16 protein-coding genes are annotated in these 19,090 nt (G+C 40.6%); 11 read left to right on the top strand and 5 right to left on the bottom strand.

Annotated features, from left to right (window positions below; translation table 11 throughout):
• Window positions 1-50: 50 nt before the first annotated feature.
• A complete protein-coding gene (ftsY, locus tag PAARA_RS08990; protein ID WP_083515287.1) occupies window positions 51-2,084 on the bottom strand; it encodes a signal recognition particle-docking protein FtsY in 2,034 nt (677 codons plus the stop codon).
• Window positions 2,085-2,295: 211 nt separating this feature from the next.
• Between ftsY and rsmD the strand changes: the two genes are divergently transcribed.
• The 9 genes from rsmD to PAARA_RS20995 all read left to right on the top strand — a co-directional run bounded on the left by rsmD (window position 2,296) and on the right by PAARA_RS20995 (window position 11,587).
• Complete coding sequence (gene rsmD, locus PAARA_RS08985) at window positions 2,296-2,913, top strand: 16S rRNA (guanine(966)-N(2))-methyltransferase RsmD (RefSeq protein WP_062568696.1); 618 nt, start codon at window positions 2,296-2,298, stop codon at window positions 2,911-2,913.
• 145 nt (window positions 2,914-3,058) lie between these two features.
• The gene (rpsU, locus tag PAARA_RS08980) at window positions 3,059-3,274 is read left to right on the top strand and encodes a 30S ribosomal protein S21 (RefSeq protein ID WP_002957797.1); all 216 of its coding nucleotides are present in this window, start codon (window positions 3,059-3,061) and stop codon (window positions 3,272-3,274) included.
• Between the two features lie 21 nt (window positions 3,275-3,295).
• Window positions 3,296-3,742: a GatB/YqeY domain-containing protein gene (locus PAARA_RS08975; protein WP_062568695.1), complete on the top strand. Its 447-nt coding sequence runs from the start codon at window positions 3,296-3,298 to the stop codon at window positions 3,740-3,742.
• Window positions 3,743-3,877: 135 nt separating this feature from the next.
• Window positions 3,878-5,629, top strand: a complete 1,752-nt coding sequence (gene dnaG / locus PAARA_RS08970) for a DNA primase (protein WP_062568694.1) — start codon at window positions 3,878-3,880, stop codon at window positions 5,627-5,629.
• Between the two features lie 119 nt (window positions 5,630-5,748).
• Window positions 5,749-7,608: an RNA polymerase sigma factor RpoD gene (gene rpoD, locus PAARA_RS08965; protein ID WP_062568693.1), complete on the top strand. Its 1,860-nt coding sequence runs from the start codon at window positions 5,749-5,751 to the stop codon at window positions 7,606-7,608.
• 65 nt (window positions 7,609-7,673) lie between these two features.
• Window positions 7,674-8,555, top strand: a complete 882-nt coding sequence (gene prmA, locus PAARA_RS08960) for a 50S ribosomal protein L11 methyltransferase (protein WP_062568692.1) — start codon at window positions 7,674-7,676, stop codon at window positions 8,553-8,555.
• A gap of 270 nt (window positions 8,556-8,825) precedes the next feature.
• Entirely contained in the window at window positions 8,826-9,797 is a 972-nt protein-coding gene (dusB, locus tag PAARA_RS08955; RefSeq protein ID WP_062568691.1) for a tRNA dihydrouridine synthase DusB, read from the top strand.
• A gap of 21 nt (window positions 9,798-9,818) precedes the next feature.
• Window positions 9,819-10,109 (top strand): DNA-binding transcriptional regulator Fis, encoded by a 291-nt coding sequence (gene fis, locus PAARA_RS08950; protein WP_002957804.1) that lies wholly within the window; start codon window positions 9,819-9,821, stop codon window positions 10,107-10,109.
• A gap of 440 nt (window positions 10,110-10,549) precedes the next feature.
• Window positions 10,550-11,587, top strand: coding sequence for an Abi family protein (locus PAARA_RS20995; protein ID WP_062568690.1), 1,038 nt, complete (start codon window positions 10,550-10,552; stop codon window positions 11,585-11,587).
• 34 nt (window positions 11,588-11,621) lie between these two features.
• Here the strand turns inward: PAARA_RS20995 and mobF are convergent, their stop codons facing one another.
• The 4 genes from mobF to PAARA_RS08925 form a co-directional block, all read right to left on the bottom strand.
• Window positions 11,622-14,165: a MobF family relaxase gene (mobF, locus tag PAARA_RS08940; protein ID WP_062568689.1), complete on the bottom strand. Its 2,544-nt coding sequence runs from the start codon at window positions 14,163-14,165 to the stop codon at window positions 11,622-11,624.
• Window positions 14,162-15,787, bottom strand: coding sequence for a type IV secretion system DNA-binding domain-containing protein (locus PAARA_RS08935; protein ID WP_062568688.1), 1,626 nt, complete (start codon window positions 15,785-15,787; stop codon window positions 14,162-14,164). The genes mobF and PAARA_RS08935 overlap by 4 nt, the downstream gene beginning before the upstream one ends.
• Window positions 15,784-16,080, bottom strand: a complete 297-nt coding sequence (locus PAARA_RS08930) for a hypothetical protein (RefSeq protein ID WP_062568687.1) — start codon at window positions 16,078-16,080, stop codon at window positions 15,784-15,786. The genes PAARA_RS08935 and PAARA_RS08930 overlap by 4 nt, the downstream gene beginning before the upstream one ends.
• Before the next feature lie 186 nt (window positions 16,081-16,266).
• Window positions 16,267-16,497: a helix-turn-helix transcriptional regulator gene (locus PAARA_RS08925; RefSeq protein WP_062568686.1), complete on the bottom strand. Its 231-nt coding sequence runs from the start codon at window positions 16,495-16,497 to the stop codon at window positions 16,267-16,269.
• A gap of 234 nt (window positions 16,498-16,731) precedes the next feature.
• Here PAARA_RS08925 and PAARA_RS08920 point away from each other — a divergent pair, with 234 nt between their 5' ends.
• Window positions 16,732-18,018, top strand: coding sequence for a DNA cytosine methyltransferase (locus PAARA_RS08920; protein WP_062568685.1), 1,287 nt, complete (start codon window positions 16,732-16,734; stop codon window positions 18,016-18,018).
• A 2-nt stretch (window positions 18,019-18,020) separates the two neighbouring features.
• Window positions 18,021-19,040 carry a hypothetical protein gene (locus tag PAARA_RS08915; protein ID WP_209438178.1) on the top strand — a complete coding sequence of 340 codons (1,020 nt, stop codon included), beginning with the start codon at window positions 18,021-18,023 and terminating at the stop codon, window positions 19,038-19,040.
• Window positions 19,041-19,090: the final 50 nt, after the last annotated feature.

Raw genomic sequence — 19,090 nt, 5'->3', positions numbered from 1 at the left:
TTATCAATCATCTTACAGCTAAAAAGAGAGTTAACTCCCTTTTTAATTAGTTATGCATCGTCCTCATCTTGGCTAAACAGCGCATCAATGAAGTCATTACTGTTAAAAGTGCGCAGGTCGTCAATACCCTCACCAACACCTATGTAACGAATTGGAATATTAAACTTATCTGCTACAGCAAAGATGACCCCACCTTTTGCCGTACCATCTAACTTAGACAATGTGATACCAGTTAAACCAACGCATTCATTAAAAAGTTTTACTTGGCTAATCGCATTCTGACCCGTACCCGCATCAATTGTTAACATGACTTCATGCGGCGCATCAGGGTCTATTTTTTTCATTACGCGGGCTATTTTTTCAAGCTCTTGCATAAGGTTATCTTTATTTTGCAAACGCCCTGCTGTATCAGCGATTAACACATCTACATTACGTGCTTTTGCCGCTTGAAAAGCATCAAATACAACTGAGGCACTGTCTGCGCCAGTATGCTGAGCAATGACCGGAATGCTGTTACGCTCACCCCATACTTGTAGCTGCTCAACAGCAGCAGCACGGAAGGTGTCACCTGCGGCTAACATGACCGACTTACCTTCACTTTGGAATTGCTTCGCTAGTTTACCGATAGTCGTTGTTTTACCAACGCCATTGACACCCACCATTAAGATCACAAATGGCTTTTTATCACCTGAAACAACCAACGGCTGCTCAGCAGTTTTAAGCATATCAGCCATTTCTTGCTTCATTAACTCATAAAGAGCATCACCATCTTTTAACTGCTTACGATCCGCTGCATCAGTTAGGTTATCAATCAACTTCATTGTTGTATCAACACCTAAATCTGCTGTTAACAGCTGTGTTTCAAGTTCTTCAAATAACTCATCGTCAATTTTCTTACCGCTAAAGATAGAGGCAAAGCCAGAGCCAATATTAACGCGAGTTTTTAATAGGCCTTTTTTAAGGCGTGCGAAGAAACCTTCTTTCTTTGGTTTTTCAGTGGCGGCTTGTGCAGCTTTCTCTTGTTCTACACGTTCAGCTTCAGCCTTTTCTGCTGCAATGCGCTCTTGTTCTAGACGCTCAGCTTCCGCCTTTTCAGCAGCAATGCGCTCTTGTTCTAGACGCTCAGCTTCCGCCTTTTCAGCAGCAATGCGTTCTTGTTCAACGCGTTCCGCTTGTGCTTTTTCTGCTGCAATGCGCTCTTGTTCTACACGCTCAGCTTCCGCCTTTTCTGCTGCAATACGCTCTTGTTCTACACGCTCAGCTTCCGCCTTTTCAGCAGCAATGCGTTCTTGTTCAACACGTTCCGCTTGTGCTTTTTCTGCTGCAATGCGTTCTTGTTCAACGCGTTCCGCTTGTGCTTTTTCTGCTGCAATGCGTTCTTGCTCTAAACGCTCTGCTTCTGCCTTTTCTGCAGCAATGCGTTCTTGCTCTAAACGCTCTGCTTCTGCCTTTTCTGCAGCAATGCGTTCTTGCTCTAGACGCTCAGCTTGTGCTTTTTCTGCTGCAATACGCTCTTGCTCTACACGCTCTGCTTCTGCCTGCTCTACTGCAACTTGCTCGGCTTCACGCTGCGCCTTTTCAGCAGCAACGCGTTCCTGTTCTAATTTCATTGCAGCTTCTTGCTCAGCAAGACGAGCTTGTTGTTCCAGACGTTGTTGCTCTGCCGCTTGCTGCTCTTGAGCTAAACGCTCCGCTTCTGCCTTTTCAACTGCGATACGCTCTTGCTCTAAACGTTCAGCCTCTGCCTTTTCTGCAGCAGCTTGCTCAGCTTCACGCTCTGCTTTTTCAGCGGCAACGCGTTCTTGCTCTAATTTCATTGCTGCTTCTTGCTCAGCGAGACGAGCTTGTTGTTCCAGACGTTGTTGCTCTGCCGCTTGCTGCTCTTGAGCTAAACGTTCAGCTTCCGCTTTTTCTGCTGCAATGCGCTCTTGCTCTAAGCGTTCTGTTTCCGCCTTTTCGGCTTCAATACGCTGTTGTTCTTCTAATTGCTTCTGGTTATCAGCCTCTTTTGCTGCTTGCTCTGTTTGTTGTTTTTCTGATTTGCCAAAACCAAACCAAGACAAGAATTTATTTTTTTTTGCCATACTTGCTAATAACCACTTATAAAAATCTGATAAACTTACATGAATAATAGGTTGGTGATAGTTCAGCTACTTTCAGCCAAACCAAAACGGGTACCATCTATCGCTAAGACACTAATAGTAACACTTTTAGTGCAGTAGAAAAATGACACACTAGCTATAAAGCACAATATTATCTGAGCTAGGTATCAGTTACCATTTATTAGTGAGTTAAATGAGAAAAAAATCAACACCTAATCGCCAAATTAAAGCGACAAGCAATAAATCAAGCCATGGCTTTATTCGTATCATTAGTGGTCAATTTCGCGGTAGAAAACTTCCGGTCAAAGATGTACAAGGCTTACGCCCAACAACGGATCGAATAAAGGAAACCGTGTTTAATTGGTTAATGCAAGATACCCGAGGTGCAAGCGTACTTGATTGCTATGCTGGTTCTGGAGGGCTTGGTTTTGAAGCGCTTTCTCGGTTTGCTGCACATACGGTCTTTTTTGAACTTGATAAAAGCGCAGCGGCACAGCTAAACAACAACATAGCCACTTTGCAACTTGATAATGCCACTGTAAAACAGGGTAATAGCCTAGCGCTATTAGATAATAATGATGAAAATAAACAGTTTGATCTAGTTTTTGTTGACCCACCCTTTCGCCAAAATTTGGCCGAAAAAAGTTGTTTATTACTCGAATCAAATCAATGGTTAACTGAGCAAGCGTTAATTTATGTGGAAGTTGAAAGCGAACTAAAAAGCCTAGAGACTCCTAGTAACTGGTTGCTATTAAAAGAAAAAACTGCTGGGCAAGTAATTTGTCGCTTGTATCAACGCGCGACAAATTAACGCTGTTTTGCCATCCCAGTTTCTGTTAATATTATCCTTTACATGTGGTGTTGCTTCGGATTACAATACCGCACCATTTTTGAACCACTTGATCGTTATTCGATCAACTTGAGCAACGCTCATTATTTAGGTAGGTGAATTTTTAATGCCAGTAATTAAAGTAAGAGAGAACGAACCGTTTGACGTAGCACTTCGTCGCTTCAAGCGTTCATGTGAAAAAGCAGGTATCCTTTCAGAAGTTCGTCGTCGCGAGCACTATGAAAAACCAACAGCTGAGCGTAAGCGTAAAAAAGCTGCTGCAGTAAAGCGTCACATGAAGAAGCTTTCTCGCGATAACGCACGTCGCGTTAAATTATACTAATCAGTATTTGGTCTTGTATAAATGAGCCTTTTATTAACGCTAAAAGATGCGCAAAAAGATGCGATGAAGGCAAAAGACAAAGAACGTCTTAAGCCTATCCGCATGGTACTTGCTGCAATCAAGCAACGTGAAATTGACGAGCAAATCACGCTAGACGACGACGGTATTACCGCTGTTTTAGTGAAGCTTGTAAAACAACGTCGCGACTCTTACACCCAGTATATTGATGCGGGTCGTGAAGATTTAGCTGAAATTGAAGCCAATGAGATTAAAGCTCTTGAAGAATTCTTACCTCAACAATTGAGTGAAGAAGAAATCATAGCACTTATTGACTCGGCTATTGCTGATACAAACGCAGCGGGTATGCAAGACATGGGTAAGGTAATGGGAGTGATCAAAAGCAAAGCTGAAGGTCGTGCCGATTTAGGTAAGATTTCTGGCTTAATCAAGCAACGATTAACTGCCTAACCCCCACATACAGATGTATGATTCAAGCAAACCGAGCCTAGTGCTCGGTTTCTTGCTTTTGAGCTTTTATATAATCACCTTTTGTGTTCAAATCTTACTTTAAATGCAAAAATAGTGCAGGAAAAAACAACAGCCATGGCCGGAAAAATCCCTCGACAGTTTATTGATGATTTACTCGCTCGTACCGATATTGTTGAGTTAATTGATTCAAAAGTTGGCCTAAAAAAAGCGGGAAAAGACTACCAAGCTTGCTGTCCTTTTCATAACGAAAAAACCCCTTCTTTTACCGTCTCCCAAGATAAACAGTTTTATCATTGCTTTGGCTGTGGTGCGAATGGTAATGCCATTTCATTTGTCATGGAATATGACAAACTAGAATTTGTTGATGCTATCGAAGAATTAGCGAGTATGCTCAATTTAGACGTACCTCGCGAGCAAGGCACAAGCTCAGGTCCGCAACGCACCGCTGAACAAAAGCGCTCTGATTACGATTTAATGCTCCATGCTGCACGCTTTTATCAGCATCAACTAAAGCATCATGCTAATTCTAAAACCGTGATTGATTATATTAAAGGTCGTGGTTTAAGTGGCGAAACAGCAAAAAAATTCATGATTGGCTATGCCCCGAGTGAGTGGGAAGCACTGTGTCAGCAACTAGGCCGCAATAAAGAGCAAAAAGAACAGCTAGTAGAGTTAAAGCTTGCCTCTGAAAAGTCGCCTGGTCGCCAATTTGACTTTTTCCGTGACCGACTCATGTTCCCTATTCGCGACAAACGCGGTCGGGTAATCGCGTTTGGTGGCCGTGTAATGCAAGCAGATCAAGGGCCTAAATACCTCAATTCACCAGAAACGCGTATTTTCCATAAAGGTTTTGAACTTTACGGCTTGTACGAAGCTAAGCAAGCTCATAAAAAACTGGAACATATTTTAATTGTTGAAGGCTATATGGATGTGGTTGCTTTAGCTGAGCAAGGCATTGAATATGCCGTTGCAGCCCTTGGTACAGCAACCACCGCAGAGCATATGCACACATTATTCAGAACCACAGATAAAGTGATTTGCTGTTACGATGGTGACCGTGCTGGTCGCGATGCTGCTTGGCGTGCACTTGAGAATGCACTTCCTTACCTTGCAGATGGAAAGTCATTACAATTTGTATTTCTACCTGACGGTGAAGATCCAGACTCGCTGGTACAAAAAGAAGGCAAAGACGCTTTTGAAGCACGATTAAAGGACGCGGATGATTTTAGTAAAGTGCTCTTTAATAAGCTCAGCCAAGAGGTTGACTTAACCCAGGATGCAGGTAAAGCAAAATTACTGAGTGATGCCCTGCCGCTGATTGAAAAAATTCCCAGTGATTTTTACCAAGAGAATATTTTAGAACACCTTGGCCGCTTAATTGGTCGAACGCGAGAACAGTTAAATAACCGCGTAAAATCACCAAAGCAGCAACATGCAATTGAACGTAAATTTAAAATCACGCCAATGCGCCAAGCAATCGGTATTTTATTGCAACATCCAAACTTAGCGACCAGCATTGCTTATATGCCAGAGTTGGCAGAAATGAAAATTGCCGGTATTGAACTTTTTTTGCACATCCAACACTTAGCACTAGAGCGACCAGGAATAACCACGGCACAAATTCTTGAGTCATTTCGTGATAGTGCGCAGTATGATGCCCTTGTTAAATTAGCAACTTGGCAACATCAAATAAATGACGATCGTTTAGAAACTGTTTTTAAAAATACTTTTAAATTTATTGAAGACCAGTGTTTAAATTATCGACTAGAGACCCTATTAATAAAAGACAAGACCCAAGGGTTAACAAGCGAAGAACGTCTTGAGTGTCACTTACTGACACAAGCGTTAAAAGGCAGCAACAGCTAGTCAGATTTGAATTATGCTGTTATACTGTGCTATTCACTGCGTCTAGTTAGTTTTCGTTTCGCTTATAAAGCGAGCTGGCGCCTGTTGTATCAACTTTCAGAGTGGAAGAATAAATCTCTATGGATCCAACTCCTCAGTCACAATTAAAGCTTCTGATTCAAAAAGGTAAAGAGCAAGGTTATTTAACTTTTGCAGAAGTTAATGATCACCTTCCACAAGACATTATCGACTCAGATCAGGTAGAAGATATCATTAGCATGATTAATGATATGGGTATCAAGGTAAGTGAAAACGCACCTGATGCCGATGAATTAATGATGCAAGAAACAACGACAGACGAAGACGCAGCAGAAGCCGCGGCCGCTGCACTTGCGACTGTAGAAAAAGAGATCGGTCGAACAACTGACCCTGTCCGCATGTACATGCGTGAAATGGGTACTGTTGAACTACTTACGCGTGAAGGCGAAATTGTAATCGCTAAGCGTATCGAAGAAGGTATCAACCAAGTTCAGATTTCAGTTGCTGAATACCCTGAAGCAATTACTTACCTACTCGAGCAGTGGGATAAATTTGAAGCTGAAGAAATGCGCTTAAGCGACATTATTTCAGGCTTTTTCGATCCTAATAATGAAGACGAATCACAAATTTCGGCAACGCATATCGGTTCTGAGTTAAACGAAGAACAGTTAGACGAAGAAGACGATGATAGCGACGATGAAGACAGTGATGATGATGACGACGGTGATGATGATGAAGCTGATACAGGACCAGATCCTGAAGAAGCACGCATTCACTTCGAAAATCTACGTGATCTTTATAATAAAGCGCGTGATACATTTGAAGAAAAAGGTCGCTCTCATCCTGACTCATTAGCTGCTATTACCGAAATCGGCGAATTATTTAAAACATTTAAGCTAGTTCCAAAACAGTTTGACCGCATGGTAAATAACATGCGCGAAATGATGGACAGAGTGCGTGTTCAAGAACGTCTTATCATGAAGCAAGCGGTTCAAATTGCTAAGCTTCCAAAGAAAACGTTTGTTAAGCACTTTGCTAATAATGAAACAGATACTAGCTGGATCGACCTTGAAATTGCAGCTAACGATAAACACTCAGTTAAGCTTGAAGAAGTAAAACCTGAGATCATTCGCTGTATCCAAAAATTAAGCGCTATCGAAGAAAGTACGGGTTTAAGTATTGAACGTATTAAAGACATCAACCGCCGCATGAGCATTGGTGAAGCGAAAGCTCGCCGTGCGAAAAAGGAAATGGTAGAAGCTAACTTACGTCTTGTAATTTCGATTGCGAAAAAATATACCAACCGTGGACTACAATTCCTAGACCTTATTCAAGAAGGTAATATTGGTCTAATGAAGGCGGTTGATAAGTTCGAGTATCGTCGTGGTTATAAGTTTTCGACTTATGCAACATGGTGGATCCGTCAAGCAATTACACGTTCAATTGCAGACCAAGCGCGTACTATCCGTATTCCTGTGCACATGATAGAGACGATCAACAAGCTGAATCGTATTTCTCGTCAAATGTTACAAGAAATGGGTCGCGAACCTAATCCAGAAGAATTAGCTGAGCGTATGTTAATGCCTGAAGATAAAATTCGTAAGGTATTGAAAATCGCGAAAGAGCCTATTTCAATGGAAACGCCAATCGGTGATGATGAAGATTCGCACTTAGGTGACTTCATTGAAGATACGACCATTGATTCGCCAATTGATTCTGCAACGATGGAATCGCTACGTGGCGCAACCAACGACGTATTAGCTGGCTTAACGGCCCGTGAAGCGAAAGTACTTCGTATGCGTTTTGGTATCGATATGAACACAGACCATACATTAGAAGAAGTAGGTAAACAATTTGACGTAACACGTGAACGTATTCGTCAAATCGAAGCGAAAGCGTTACGTAAATTACGTCATCCTTCTCGCTCAGACTTACTAAAAAGCTTCTTAGACGCGAAGTAATTACACTGCACTATTAATAACTAAAAGGCCGCTGTTGCGGCCTTTTTTCTATTCGAGAGATTATCATGGCTTGGATCCAAATTCGAATTAATGCAAACGCTGATAATGCTGACATGATCAGTGATTTACTGATGGACACAGGTAGTGCATCAGTGACTTATGTCGATGCAAAAGACACCCCGATTTATGAACCAAAACTGGGGACCGTTCAACTATGGGCTGATACCACAGTGATTGGCCTCTATGACGCTAACCATGATATGGACAGTGTAGTGGCGACATTAAAAGCAGAAGCGACACTCGCTGACAAGCTTGTTTATAAAATTGAACAACTTGAAGACAAAGACTGGGAACGTGAGTGGATGGACAACTTCCATCCGATTCAATTTGGTGAACGCCTTTGGATCTGTCCGAGTTGGCGAGATATTCCTGATCCTGACGCTGTTAACGTATTGCTTGACCCAGGCCTTGCATTTGGTACGGGTACACACGCAACGACTGCACTATGTTTAAAGTGGCTAGAAAGCCAAGATCTAACAGGTAAAACTGTGGTCGATTTTGGTTGCGGCTCGGGTATTTTAGGCATAGCGGCCATAAAATTAGGTGCTGAGCGTATGATCGGTATTGATATTGACCCACAGGCCATTGAAGCGAGCCGCGATAATGCCGAGCGTAATGGCGTGGCCGACAAACTTGAAGTTTACTTGCCAGAAGATCAGCCTGAATTTAGCGCTGATATCGTCGTTGCAAACATTCTTGCGCAACCATTAAGGGAGCTTCATGAGATCATTTTAGGGTTGTTGAAACCCAATGGTAAAATTGCCATGTCAGGTATTTTAGAAGAGCAAGCGCAATCAGTTGCCGACGTTTATGCCCCATTTTTAGCCCTTGATGATATCGCCATTGAAGGTGAATGGACACGCGTGAGCGGCACAAAAAAGGCATAAAACACACAATACTTTTAATCCATAACACACAAGGTAAAGCCACTATTTAACAGGCTTTACCTTATTTTTACATGCGTAAATTTTACCATTTTAAAACGGCTAATTTTTTTTGTTTAAATAACAAACAAATCGACCCGCTCGTCAAACTGTTATCAAAAGTCAATACAAAAAGGGCAAAAAAAAGTCACTTTTGTTCAATTTATAGCCTTTGATTTTTGGAAAAAAAACCGTAAACTTAGCGCCCCTTGAAAAGAGGCCTATTGAATAACAGTGCGTATCGGTTCATACCAACTTGAGAACAATGTAATTGTCGCGCCTATGGCAGGCATTACAGACAGACCATTTCGACAACTTTGCCGACGCTTAGGCGCGGGGCTTGCTGTATCTGAAATGCTCTCGTCGAACCCGAAAGTGTGGAAAACCGAAAAGTCGATGAACCGTATGGATCACAGCGGTGAATCGGGTATTCGCTCGGTGCAAATTGCCGGAGCCGATCCTGAGCTTATGGCACAGGCAGCACAATTCAATGTCAGCAATGGTGCACAAATCATAGATATTAATATGGGGTGCCCTGCTAAAAAAGTGAATAAGAAACTCGCAGGCTCTGCCTTATTACAGTTTCCTGAATTAGTAGAAGAGATACTCGATGCGGTTGTTAATGCAGTCGATGTCCCAGTAACACTGAAAATCCGCACTGGATGGGATCAGGATAACCGTAATGGTGTCGAGATTGCGAGCATAGCTGAACGCTATGGCATTGCTTCACTGGCAGTACATGGACGCACGCGCGCATGTATGTATAAAGGTGAAGCGGAGTACGCCACAATTAGGGATATTAAACGTTCAGTATCTATACCTGTTGTCGCCAATGGTGATATTACATCACCAGAAAAAGCAAAACAGGTTTTAGATTATACGGGTGCAGATGCCATTATGATTGGTCGAGCCGCCCAAGGTCGCCCTTGGATTTTTAGGGAGATAGACCACTATTTGCGAACTGGAGAACATTTGCCAGCACCTGAAATTGCAGAGGTGCGAAGCATTTTGATGGAGCATTTAGACAATCTTCATCAGTTTTACGGGGAGCCAATGGGAGCGCGTATCGCTCGAAAGCATGTATCTTGGTATTTGCAAACCCATGACAGTGACGGTCAGTTTAGGCGAGTATTTAATGCGTTAGATAACCCACAGGCACAAATCGACGCATTAGAAGAATACTTTAAAACACTAGCAGCTAACTAAGAAAGAAAGAGACATATAACGATGTTCGAACAAAACGTGACTTCTCCATTTATCACAAACCCTCATGTACAGTCACACGAGAAACCACAGCCGTTGCGTGATGCAGTGAAAAAAGCGGTTCATCACTACTTAAAGCAACTTAATGGTCAAGACGTACAAGACGTATACGACCTTGTTCTTTCTGAGCTAGAAGCACCATTACTTGAAGAAGTAATGACGTATACGCGTGGTAACCAAACTCGTGCAGCAATCTTACTAGGTATCAACCGTGGTACTTTACGTAAGAAGCTTAAAAAATACGGCATGAACTAATATACTTATTATAGGTATTGATTTTAAAAGGCCTTACTGAAATATCAGTGAGGCCTTTTTATATCCCCCCCACAAAAACCCCCACATTCAATACACCATACTCGACTAAAGCGTTAGCTTTATTCAATCAAAGCTAGAAGTCAGGGTAATTGAGAAAAATAGGTTAACTTGAGAAGAGTCTATAGAGGAGACTTTAAGAATGGCTACGCTAGAAAGTGAAAAGGGTCGCTTTCGCGACCCTTTCATATATACTTTGCTACTTGTAACCCTACAGACCTAGATATTATGGCGGTCCTTTGGTTAACGCTACAAGCGCTTACAGGTGTAATTATGGGTATATGATGTATAAGTGTCAAGTAACTTTAAATTTTTCGGTTTATGATTCGTGATGCATATGAAACAATAGCGTATAGGAAATTTACTCATTTAAAGGAACTCAAGTGCAACCAAAAGATTTTAATATACTTTTTTCAGCATTATCTAACCCAAGAATTAATGCCTACAAGTATTACTTTGGTCAACATTTATCACATGAGCAAATTTTTGGGTGTTACCAATGGAATGAATCAATATCACATTCCTTCTTTAAGCTCATAACTCTGATCGAAATAGTTATGAGAAACAGAATGCATTCTGCTTTAAGCCAATACTACTTCGCTCACAGCAAAGAGATAGTTGCTAACTGTAATAACTACCCATGGCAGACCAATAATTACTCCACTATAGGTAATCAGAGTTCTTGTAATTGGTATAATGCGACCAATAATGGAAATCGGATACTAAACAATAAAAGCTTAGGAAACATACATAACGTCACTCACAACAAACGAAATGGTACACCTTGGAACAATACAAGGCGCCCATCGGCAGATGACGTTGTTTCTAGCTTAACATTTGGGTTTTGGTCTTCCTTGGTAGATAAGTGTCCTAATGTAGATTGGAGGAACATCCTTGGCGACATATATCCGAAGCATCGAACTTCAAATAGCAACCAATGGAATTCCGACATAGAGCAAAAGAAATTATCCTATCGCTTAGAGTTAATTCGAGACTTCAGAAATAGAATTGCTCACCATGAGCCAGTATGGAAATTTGGAGAATTCCTTTCTGAGCAACCTCCAGTTACGAATGGCCAGCTAGACTTAGCTCAGCCTAGAACGTCCCTTGACTCTAGTACAACAACTCCACAACAAAGCATAAGACGACTGAGGAGTATATATAGCAAGCACACGCAACTACTTAGTTGGATGTCTAAGGAGATTCATGATGACTTCATCCAATCAACTTTACATAAGCAAATTCTATGGCTTTGCAGCGAAGATGGCCTTAATGCTCATATTAGTCGCGGAGGGTATACATCAATTTCGATGAAGCCATGTAGATTTAAAAGAGAACTTTCAGCCATATTAAGAAGCAAAAAACCAACTTACCTTTACAGTAAAGGGCGAAATATAGTAGCAATCCAACATATCTCATAGCTACAATTAATAAATCTGAAGAATCATATTACTCTTAAATGTCTAGAATTGGCTGAGGTAACTCTATTTGTAGCTCTGGATTCACTTCCAAGTATTCGATGGCTAAGCACTTATACTTATCTCGGCTCATTGCATGTGCAGCATAACCTAAAGCCTGTTCATCAGTTAAAGGCTTACCATCATTAAAACTCTCTTCAATATTGCTCTTATTGAAAAACCAATGGCAATTGTCTTTATGTCGTGACCCTGCGACATATGAATATGAGCGATCCATACTTGAATTGTGTAAAACAAATGTGTCACCATCCACGGTAATGCCTTGGCTCGCATATATTGTTACAGCATAAGCCTGCGCTAGGTACAATTGACCTAACTCGTCACAATAGTCTTTACTATTAAAACGTATGGATTGTCCTTCATCACTAACTAAAATGAATTCTACACTACCATCTGACAACTGAGTCAAATTAGTAATAGTCGCTAAGGTTCCATTACTAAAATCACGACGATAGTCATTTTTAGTTAACCTTACTTTCTCACCTGTAGAAAACTCAAAGCTTAGAGGCTTGCCCGAAACGCTACATGAAAACTTAAGATTTTCCTTTCCTACGATACCTTCTGACTGATAAACACTCCTCAGCTCTTCCGAGATGGATTGAACATCTTTCCAAGTCTGGGCAAGTACGATAGTAGTCTTGTCAGGATTATCTTTTCTATATCGATTCCATGAATCTACTAATAAGGCACGCGACTCTGCACTGTCGTTACCAATCTCTACATAGCCTCTCTTCTGACTCAACAATAATGACTTCTTCGCTTGTCCATTCCTTAAGTACATGACTGCATTTCGTGACCACTGTTCTCTTTGTCTGCGTATTGTTTCAATCCTAGATGTTCCAGCAATATCAGGCTTTGATAGATACCGCAATGCTCCTCCATGCGAAACAGAGTCTAATTGCTTGTCCTCTCCAACTAATACAACCTTCGCTCCATAATCGGCAATACTTTCCAATAAAGCTGAAAAGTCAATAGCTCCAAGCTGTCCAGCTTCATCTATCAAGACCAAAGTCTTGTCATCAATTTTGAGTCTCCCCTGCCTAAGATCAATAAGTAGCTTTGCTGAAGTATAAGTTTTTATACCTACTTCTCTACTTAAATTGTCTGCAGCCAACTTAGCTACTGAAGCACCAATTACTTTGTAACCTTCACTTTCATGAGCCATACGAACGGCTTCCAAGGAAGCCGTTTTACCACTTCCTGCGGCTCCTTGTATTATGGAGATCTTTGATTGTGAGCAAGCTTCCCAAACAGCCTCTTGTTGCTCATCTGACAAGCGGATACCTGCTGCGTCGAGTCTATTTAACGCAATTTCTACACTGCTTCGGTCTATTGGTAAACTATGCATTCCCTTTAACAGCTTGGCATTGTCTATAAGGCGGCGTTCTGACTCAATTATATAGCGAGAAGTAAATAGTTCATTATGCTTGCTATCTCTCTTAATAAAAATAACGTCTTTATCAAGGAGCAAGCTCTTTACTATGTTCTCGACTCTATTAGATGATTCTCCTGTGATCTGAGCAACCTCTGCAGCAGCTTTATAAATATCTTGTTTTCGAAAAACCGCTTTTTTCTCACTAACCTTTTCTAATATCTCAATTTCATCAAATATTACATCAGTAGAATCTATATATTGCTTTCTAGACAGGATGCTTCCTAACGCATCAACTCCAAATCCACGCTCATCCATTTGCATAATCCAGTCATGAAAAAGAGTAGCTCGATTAACTTTTTGCTTTTTTTCTCTAGTATCAAGCACTGCAATATCTCCGAAGGAGGTTTTTCCAGAAGAAATTCCTACTGAATCCAGCTTTGCTCTTATATCCTTAGCGCGCTTAGAGAAATACTCACATAAACTTGAAGGCACACCACTGATTTGAAAGGTATCTTGATATCTTTCAATTGAAGCCCCTAACTCACGTAACTGAAATGCTAGCTCAGCTTTATAAACAGCCCCTGCACTAGCTTGCCAAAGGAACAAATCTCTACTCTCTAACGTTCCCCACGATCCATCAAACCGAGGGGCAATATTAGCAATGAGGCAGTGAGTGTGTAGCTGAGGATCCAAAGCTCTAGATGTACTATGCTCGTATGTTGCAGCAACAAGACCTATAACTTGCTCACGACTAGTTCCATTTTTTAACCTACGTGTAATTGCTGCATGCTTCTGCAAATGGTCAATAGCAGAACAAACTGCTTTGAACTGTGCCTTTTGAATCTTCTTTTTTAATTGTGAATCAGCTCTTGCCCAAAGCACAGATACTGATTTTGGAGGACTAAAACAAAGGTCAAAACCAGCACGATGATTAGCTCCAGAGTTTTGGCACAAGGCCTCATTTCGTGGAGAGAAGCCCCTCATAACATTTTTATAATCCGCTTTTTCCACTTCACCTGATAGCCCCATAAGAACAGCCCCTTTGCCATACCATACACCCAAAGGCTCACCTCCCTTTGTGTAATAGTCCTCTTTAGCAAGCTCTTCGTAGTAATCTAAATTTTTTATAGGAGACATCGACATCATAGTCTGGATCTCCTTAGCCTATTCTTTCCTATTTTTTTCTCTTTGTAAGGGTTTACACCTTCAATATTTTTCTGTTTAACAACAGCATCAGCTATGATTTGAATATCAGCAAATGGCCATTGCATCTCATATACAGACCCCCAGCCTTGAACAGACATAAACCCACTCACTCCCCATGAAGAGTAATTTAAGCTAACCAAATCTTCTGGCCTAACTAGAGGTTCATAACTAACTTGATGGCTAACTGAGTAGCGTCCCATATCATCTCGACTAAGTATTTGACGTTCAATTTGATGTTCACCAAAAGCGGCGCTGGCATACTTTGCTGAATCACCAGAAGCTCCCATTCTTAATGCTATAACGTTACTAAAAAGGTTTAAAATAGTCTCTGTAACATCATTACCATATATTTCTCTAATCTGTGATATTGCCTGCACCCCAACTATTGTTCGAGCCCCTTTAGAGCGACCAAGTCTCAGCCACTTTTCTAGTGAGCTATTTTTTCTAAGGCTCGATAGCTCATCCAGACAAAACCAAATACGGCGATCATTACTATCTTCAAGTGCTAAGGTATGGCTTACCATTAAACTAAACATAGCATTGCAAATTTTATGTGATAACTCTGAAGAGTTTTCATCATGTGCAAGAATTAAAGTCTTTGGTAATGTTGAATTATTCTCTACCCAGCATCTTACAGAAATCATATCTATAGCACTTGGTCTCCACACTCCGCGAAGCTGTCGCAAAAAGTGCAACTCTTTCATTAGAGTTACTAAGAAGCCTTGAGTTGTTTTTGATTTTTCGCTGATAAATACAGCCGCCTGAGGGTAATACTTCCGCAACATCGGCAGGATCTGCTCTTCTGGTTGACTTAATAAACCTGCCAATGAGTACCAAGAACACTCATTATTAACATTCAACAGAATCATCTGATAGCCTGTTAATAATAACCTTGCGCCAGTGCTCCAAAGGGGATCCTCTGTTTCTTCTATCAAACATTCCGCAATTAGCAATGCATCCTGCTCATTTCTTACATCATTAGTTAAATCCCATTGCACCCCGCGCATATCAAAAGGGCTAATTAACAAAGAATCTGCATCATAGAAGAGTTGTGTATACTCATTTTTTCGGTCGTAGATAAAAACCTTGTCATCTCGATGACGAATACTATTAATTATAGGTTTAATTATTGTGCTTTTTCCGCTTCCTTGTTGACCGTACACAAGAATATTACCAAGCTCCTGTCTCATTGAGATTTGAACACTTGGGTGAAGAAATATTCCTGCTCCAATTGGATCACCTTGCAGAGACTGGTTAAGTTTCTTTTTAGCGTGCTTCTCCGCCGATTTTCCTTTTAATCTGATAGGCCCAGATAAATGAACTACAGGCTCTCGCCCTCCCACTACATAAAGGAGCTTAAATGATATATATGCTCCCCCAAAAACAGAAAAAATGACTGCTGAATAACTTAGAATGTCTTTTTTCATAAACGCATTGAATGCAATTTGGATATCACCTTCATAGATGAACAAAAGCATTAAATACGCTATCCCTAAAAAGCTAAAAGCAAATGTGCCTCCAATCAGATACCATGACTGATAACGCTGAGTAGATTTAATCATTTTGTAACCTCCAAGTGTCTTTTCACTTGAGATAGGGCATCTTGACGCTCTGCCTCAGAAAGTCCTGCAACTACAGACACTATCTCAAATGTTCTACGAGTCATTCTGTTTTCAAGCAGCTCTATCCGACTTTCAATACTCTTATTCTCCAAGTACAAGCTCCAAGCCAAGCGAAGTACTTGTGCTGGGTTAGAGCCTCTAACTTCTGCTTCTGCTAATAATGCGGCATAATCACCAACTGTTAATCGTGTCGTAACAGCATGTTGAGTAATAGTTTTTTTCTTTTTTGTCATTTCATTACCTTTCTATAATTACAATGTAATCTTTATTAAAAACAACCACTTAAAACCAATCAGCTCACTCGATGACTTCAAAGGAAATGACCAAGATTTATAATTAAAATCAATAAGTTAAATTAACATGACACTTAGTTGGGTTGCATCGTAGATGCGTGGTTGTATGTATTAATATTTAATGCTCTAACACCTCTTGCTTAACTCTGGTTTTAAAGATACTTGAGCTTGGTTCTTTATTAACCAATTGATATAATCACTTTTGCGCCAACCTATCGTCTTCCCGTTTTGAATTATTGGAGCGGGAAACTTACCATTGTTCCACCAAGCCCATAATGTTTGACGATTTCTATTAACAAGCTTGGTCATATCTGAAATCGGAATAAGTGCTTCCGTCAGCGTTACAATCTCTACCATTTTGTTTTACCCTCATTTGTGTAGGGTTTACTGATAAGTAAACCGTATTAAACTGACTTTCATCTTAATTACAGAAAAGGCGGATGGTCTTGGGGGGTTATCGTCCTAGATGGATTATTAGCGAATACAATTCATAAAAAGTAGACTAGCTGACAGGAGCCCATGCGGAATGAACAGTTACAACAGAGAACTATATTGTGATAGTATTTTATACCTATGAATTGGGGGGAAAAGATGGGAACTGCAATTAGCCTTTTCTGTGGTGCAGGCGGGTGCTCACTAGGGTTTAAACAAGCTGGATACAAAATTTTAATGGCTACTGATATAGATAAAGCAGCTATTGAAACTTACAAGTTAAACTTTCCAGAAACTGATACATTACTGAAAAACATTGACGACATTGATTTTAATGAAGTAATGGTTAACTATGACCTCAAAGAGGGTGAACTAGATTTTTTAATTGGTGGCCCACCTTGCCAAGGATTTTCAACCGCTGGCACTCGCTTTTGGGATGACCCAAGAAATCATCTTTTAAAAAGCTACATCAACGCTTTGAAGATTATGAAACCTAAATGGTTTATGATGGAGAATGTTGAAGGACTACTCACCTCTAATAAAGGCATATATGTAACCGAAGCCGTGAAGGCTTTTACAGAATTGGGTTACAAGGTAAGAGTTGAAAAAGTATATTCACAAGAATATGGAGTGCCCCAACGCAGAAAACGAGTAATAGTACTTGGTAATAGCTTAGGAATGGACTTTTCAATGCCTAAACCTACAGCAAAAGTTACTGGACAGATATTCAGAAACTCTGATGTAACACTGCAAAATGCAATTGAAAGCTTGCCAGACGCCTCTCCTAAGAGAAATCATACTGTTGTTGCCCAAAATTTTGTACCTAGAGATGAGTTCGATTCATATCTAAGGGCCAAAACTGAAGAAATTACAGAGCACTTTTTTACTCCATTAAAAGGCATTCAGCTGGAAAGAGTTTCAGCTTTGCGTTCTGGACAAACAATGAAAGATTTGCCCGAACACTTACAACATGAATCGTTTAAAAAAAGAGCAAACCGAAGAGTTGCTGATGGAACACCTACTGAAAAGCGTGGTGGAGCACCATCAGGAATGAAACGGCTACATTCTAATGAGCCATGCTTGACAATTACTGGAGCCGCTACACGAGAACTCATCCACCCTTTTCATGACCGACCACTAACGATTAGAGAAGCGGCAAGAGTTCAAACTTTTCCGGATAACTTCTTGTTTTTTGGTAATTCATCTCAGAAAATACAACAAATAGGTAATGCTATACCTCCTATTTTAGCTAGAACAATTGCGATTCACGTCGAACAAAAATATGGATTTACAAATAAATCTAATAGCAAAAAAGGTGAATTACTAGGTTTTGCTCTTACAAAAGCGGGAGCTATGAGTCCAGCTTTAAAGAAAACGAACGAACTTCTAGCTAGCTTAATGAGTAATAGAGAAAGCAAACAAAAAGAGTTTATTTTGGAGTTTTGATAGTGTTTATTCAAAATCTATACGCAAAGTGCAAAATGCATGGCACAGGTGATGCCCAAGTAATCATTAGCGACATTGAGCTATACTCTCTTATATGCACATCAATTAAAGACTTAGAATGGTCTGTTGATGAGCTTCAAATTACTGATATAACAAATGGAGATGACGGCTATTTCGATACTCCGTTAGCTTGGTTTGAAAATTTAGAAAATGCAGATATAACTGCAAATGATGTTAAAGAGGCCATTTCTCGTTGTTTTGCTAAAGATAATGATTTCGCGCTGTATATTGAGAATTTATGTGCTTTACATCGCCGTCGCATTAAATACAGACGCATACTCTCAGCACAACCCTTGCCGACCATGGATCAGATAGGCCCAAGAGCTTTGCTTGAATATGGGGAGTGCGGCAGCCAACTACTGGCTCACTGGATGTTATGGCGAAAGTGGATCTACGACATTGATAACCGCTCTGCCCAAGAAACTGGCTACTTATTTGAACCATTACTTGCTAGTTGCCTAGGCGGTGAATCTATAGGAGCTCGAAACTCCCCTGTAAAACGCCTTGATGCCGGTGGCAATCCAACATCTAAAGGACGTCAAATTGATTGCTTAGTCCCTGATACAAACAAAGCATTTGAGCTTAAACTGAGAGTTACAATTGCAGCGAGCGGCCAAGGGCGTTTTGGTGAGGAGCTGTCATTTCCTGTTGAAGCTAGTGCGGCAGGTTATACTCCTATTTTGTTAGTACTGGATCCTACACCTTCAGACAGACTTACTGAACTCTCGAATAAATACATAGAATGTGGCGGCGAATTCTATCAAGGAGAAGCTGCTTGGCAATATATGGAACTTGAAGCTGGTGATGTAATTTCTGTATTCATTGACAAGTATATAAAGCCTGTTATTCAAAGTATTGAAGATGTAGACATTAACGAAGTTAATAACATCACTTTGAACTGGGGCGAAGAATTAGTATCGATAAGAAGTGACACTGAGGAATACAACATTGAGCGCAAGTAAACCTTAACTTTCAATGCTGATTTAATTTATAAGCCAAAGCATTACTTTGG

The organism is Pseudoalteromonas arabiensis, from assembly GCF_001550155.1.
In the GTDB taxonomy this organism is placed as follows: domain Bacteria; phylum Pseudomonadota; class Gammaproteobacteria; order Enterobacterales; family Alteromonadaceae; genus Pseudoalteromonas; species Pseudoalteromonas arabiensis.
Note: the sequence above shows the minus strand (reverse complement) of the source record. Positions and strands in the feature narration are given on the sequence as shown.

What these genes read in the sequence shown, in the direction of transcription:
- prmA (WP_062568692.1), top strand. Translation starts at nt 7,674, where the DNA reads ATGGCTTGGATCCAAATTCGAATTAATGCAAACGCTGATAATGCTGAC.
- rsmD (WP_062568696.1), top strand. Translation starts at nt 2,296, where the DNA reads ATGAGAAAAAAATCAACACCTAATCGCCAAATTAAAGCGACAAGCAAT.
- mobF (WP_062568689.1), bottom strand. Translation starts at nt 14,165, where the DNA reads ATGATGTCGATGTCTCCTATAAAAAATTTAGATTACTACGAAGAGCTT.
- PAARA_RS08925 (WP_062568686.1), bottom strand. Translation starts at nt 16,497, where the DNA reads ATGGTAGAGATTGTAACGCTGACGGAAGCACTTATTCCGATTTCAGAT.
- rpoD (WP_062568693.1), top strand. Translation starts at nt 5,749, where the DNA reads ATGGATCCAACTCCTCAGTCACAATTAAAGCTTCTGATTCAAAAAGGT.
- fis (WP_002957804.1), top strand. Translation starts at nt 9,819, where the DNA reads ATGTTCGAACAAAACGTGACTTCTCCATTTATCACAAACCCTCATGTA.
- dnaG (WP_062568694.1), top strand. Translation starts at nt 3,878, where the DNA reads ATGGCCGGAAAAATCCCTCGACAGTTTATTGATGATTTACTCGCTCGT.
- PAARA_RS08935 (WP_062568688.1), bottom strand. Translation starts at nt 15,787, where the DNA reads ATGATTAAATCTACTCAGCGTTATCAGTCATGGTATCTGATTGGAGGC.
- rpsU (WP_002957797.1), top strand. Translation starts at nt 3,059, where the DNA reads ATGCCAGTAATTAAAGTAAGAGAGAACGAACCGTTTGACGTAGCACTT.
- PAARA_RS08920 (WP_062568685.1), top strand. Translation starts at nt 16,732, where the DNA reads ATGGGAACTGCAATTAGCCTTTTCTGTGGTGCAGGCGGGTGCTCACTA.
- ftsY (WP_083515287.1), bottom strand. Translation starts at nt 2,084, where the DNA reads ATGGCAAAAAAAAATAAATTCTTGTCTTGGTTTGGTTTTGGCAAATCA.
- PAARA_RS08975 (WP_062568695.1), top strand. Translation starts at nt 3,296, where the DNA reads ATGAGCCTTTTATTAACGCTAAAAGATGCGCAAAAAGATGCGATGAAG.
- PAARA_RS08930 (WP_062568687.1), bottom strand. Translation starts at nt 16,080, where the DNA reads ATGACAAAAAAGAAAAAAACTATTACTCAACATGCTGTTACGACACGA.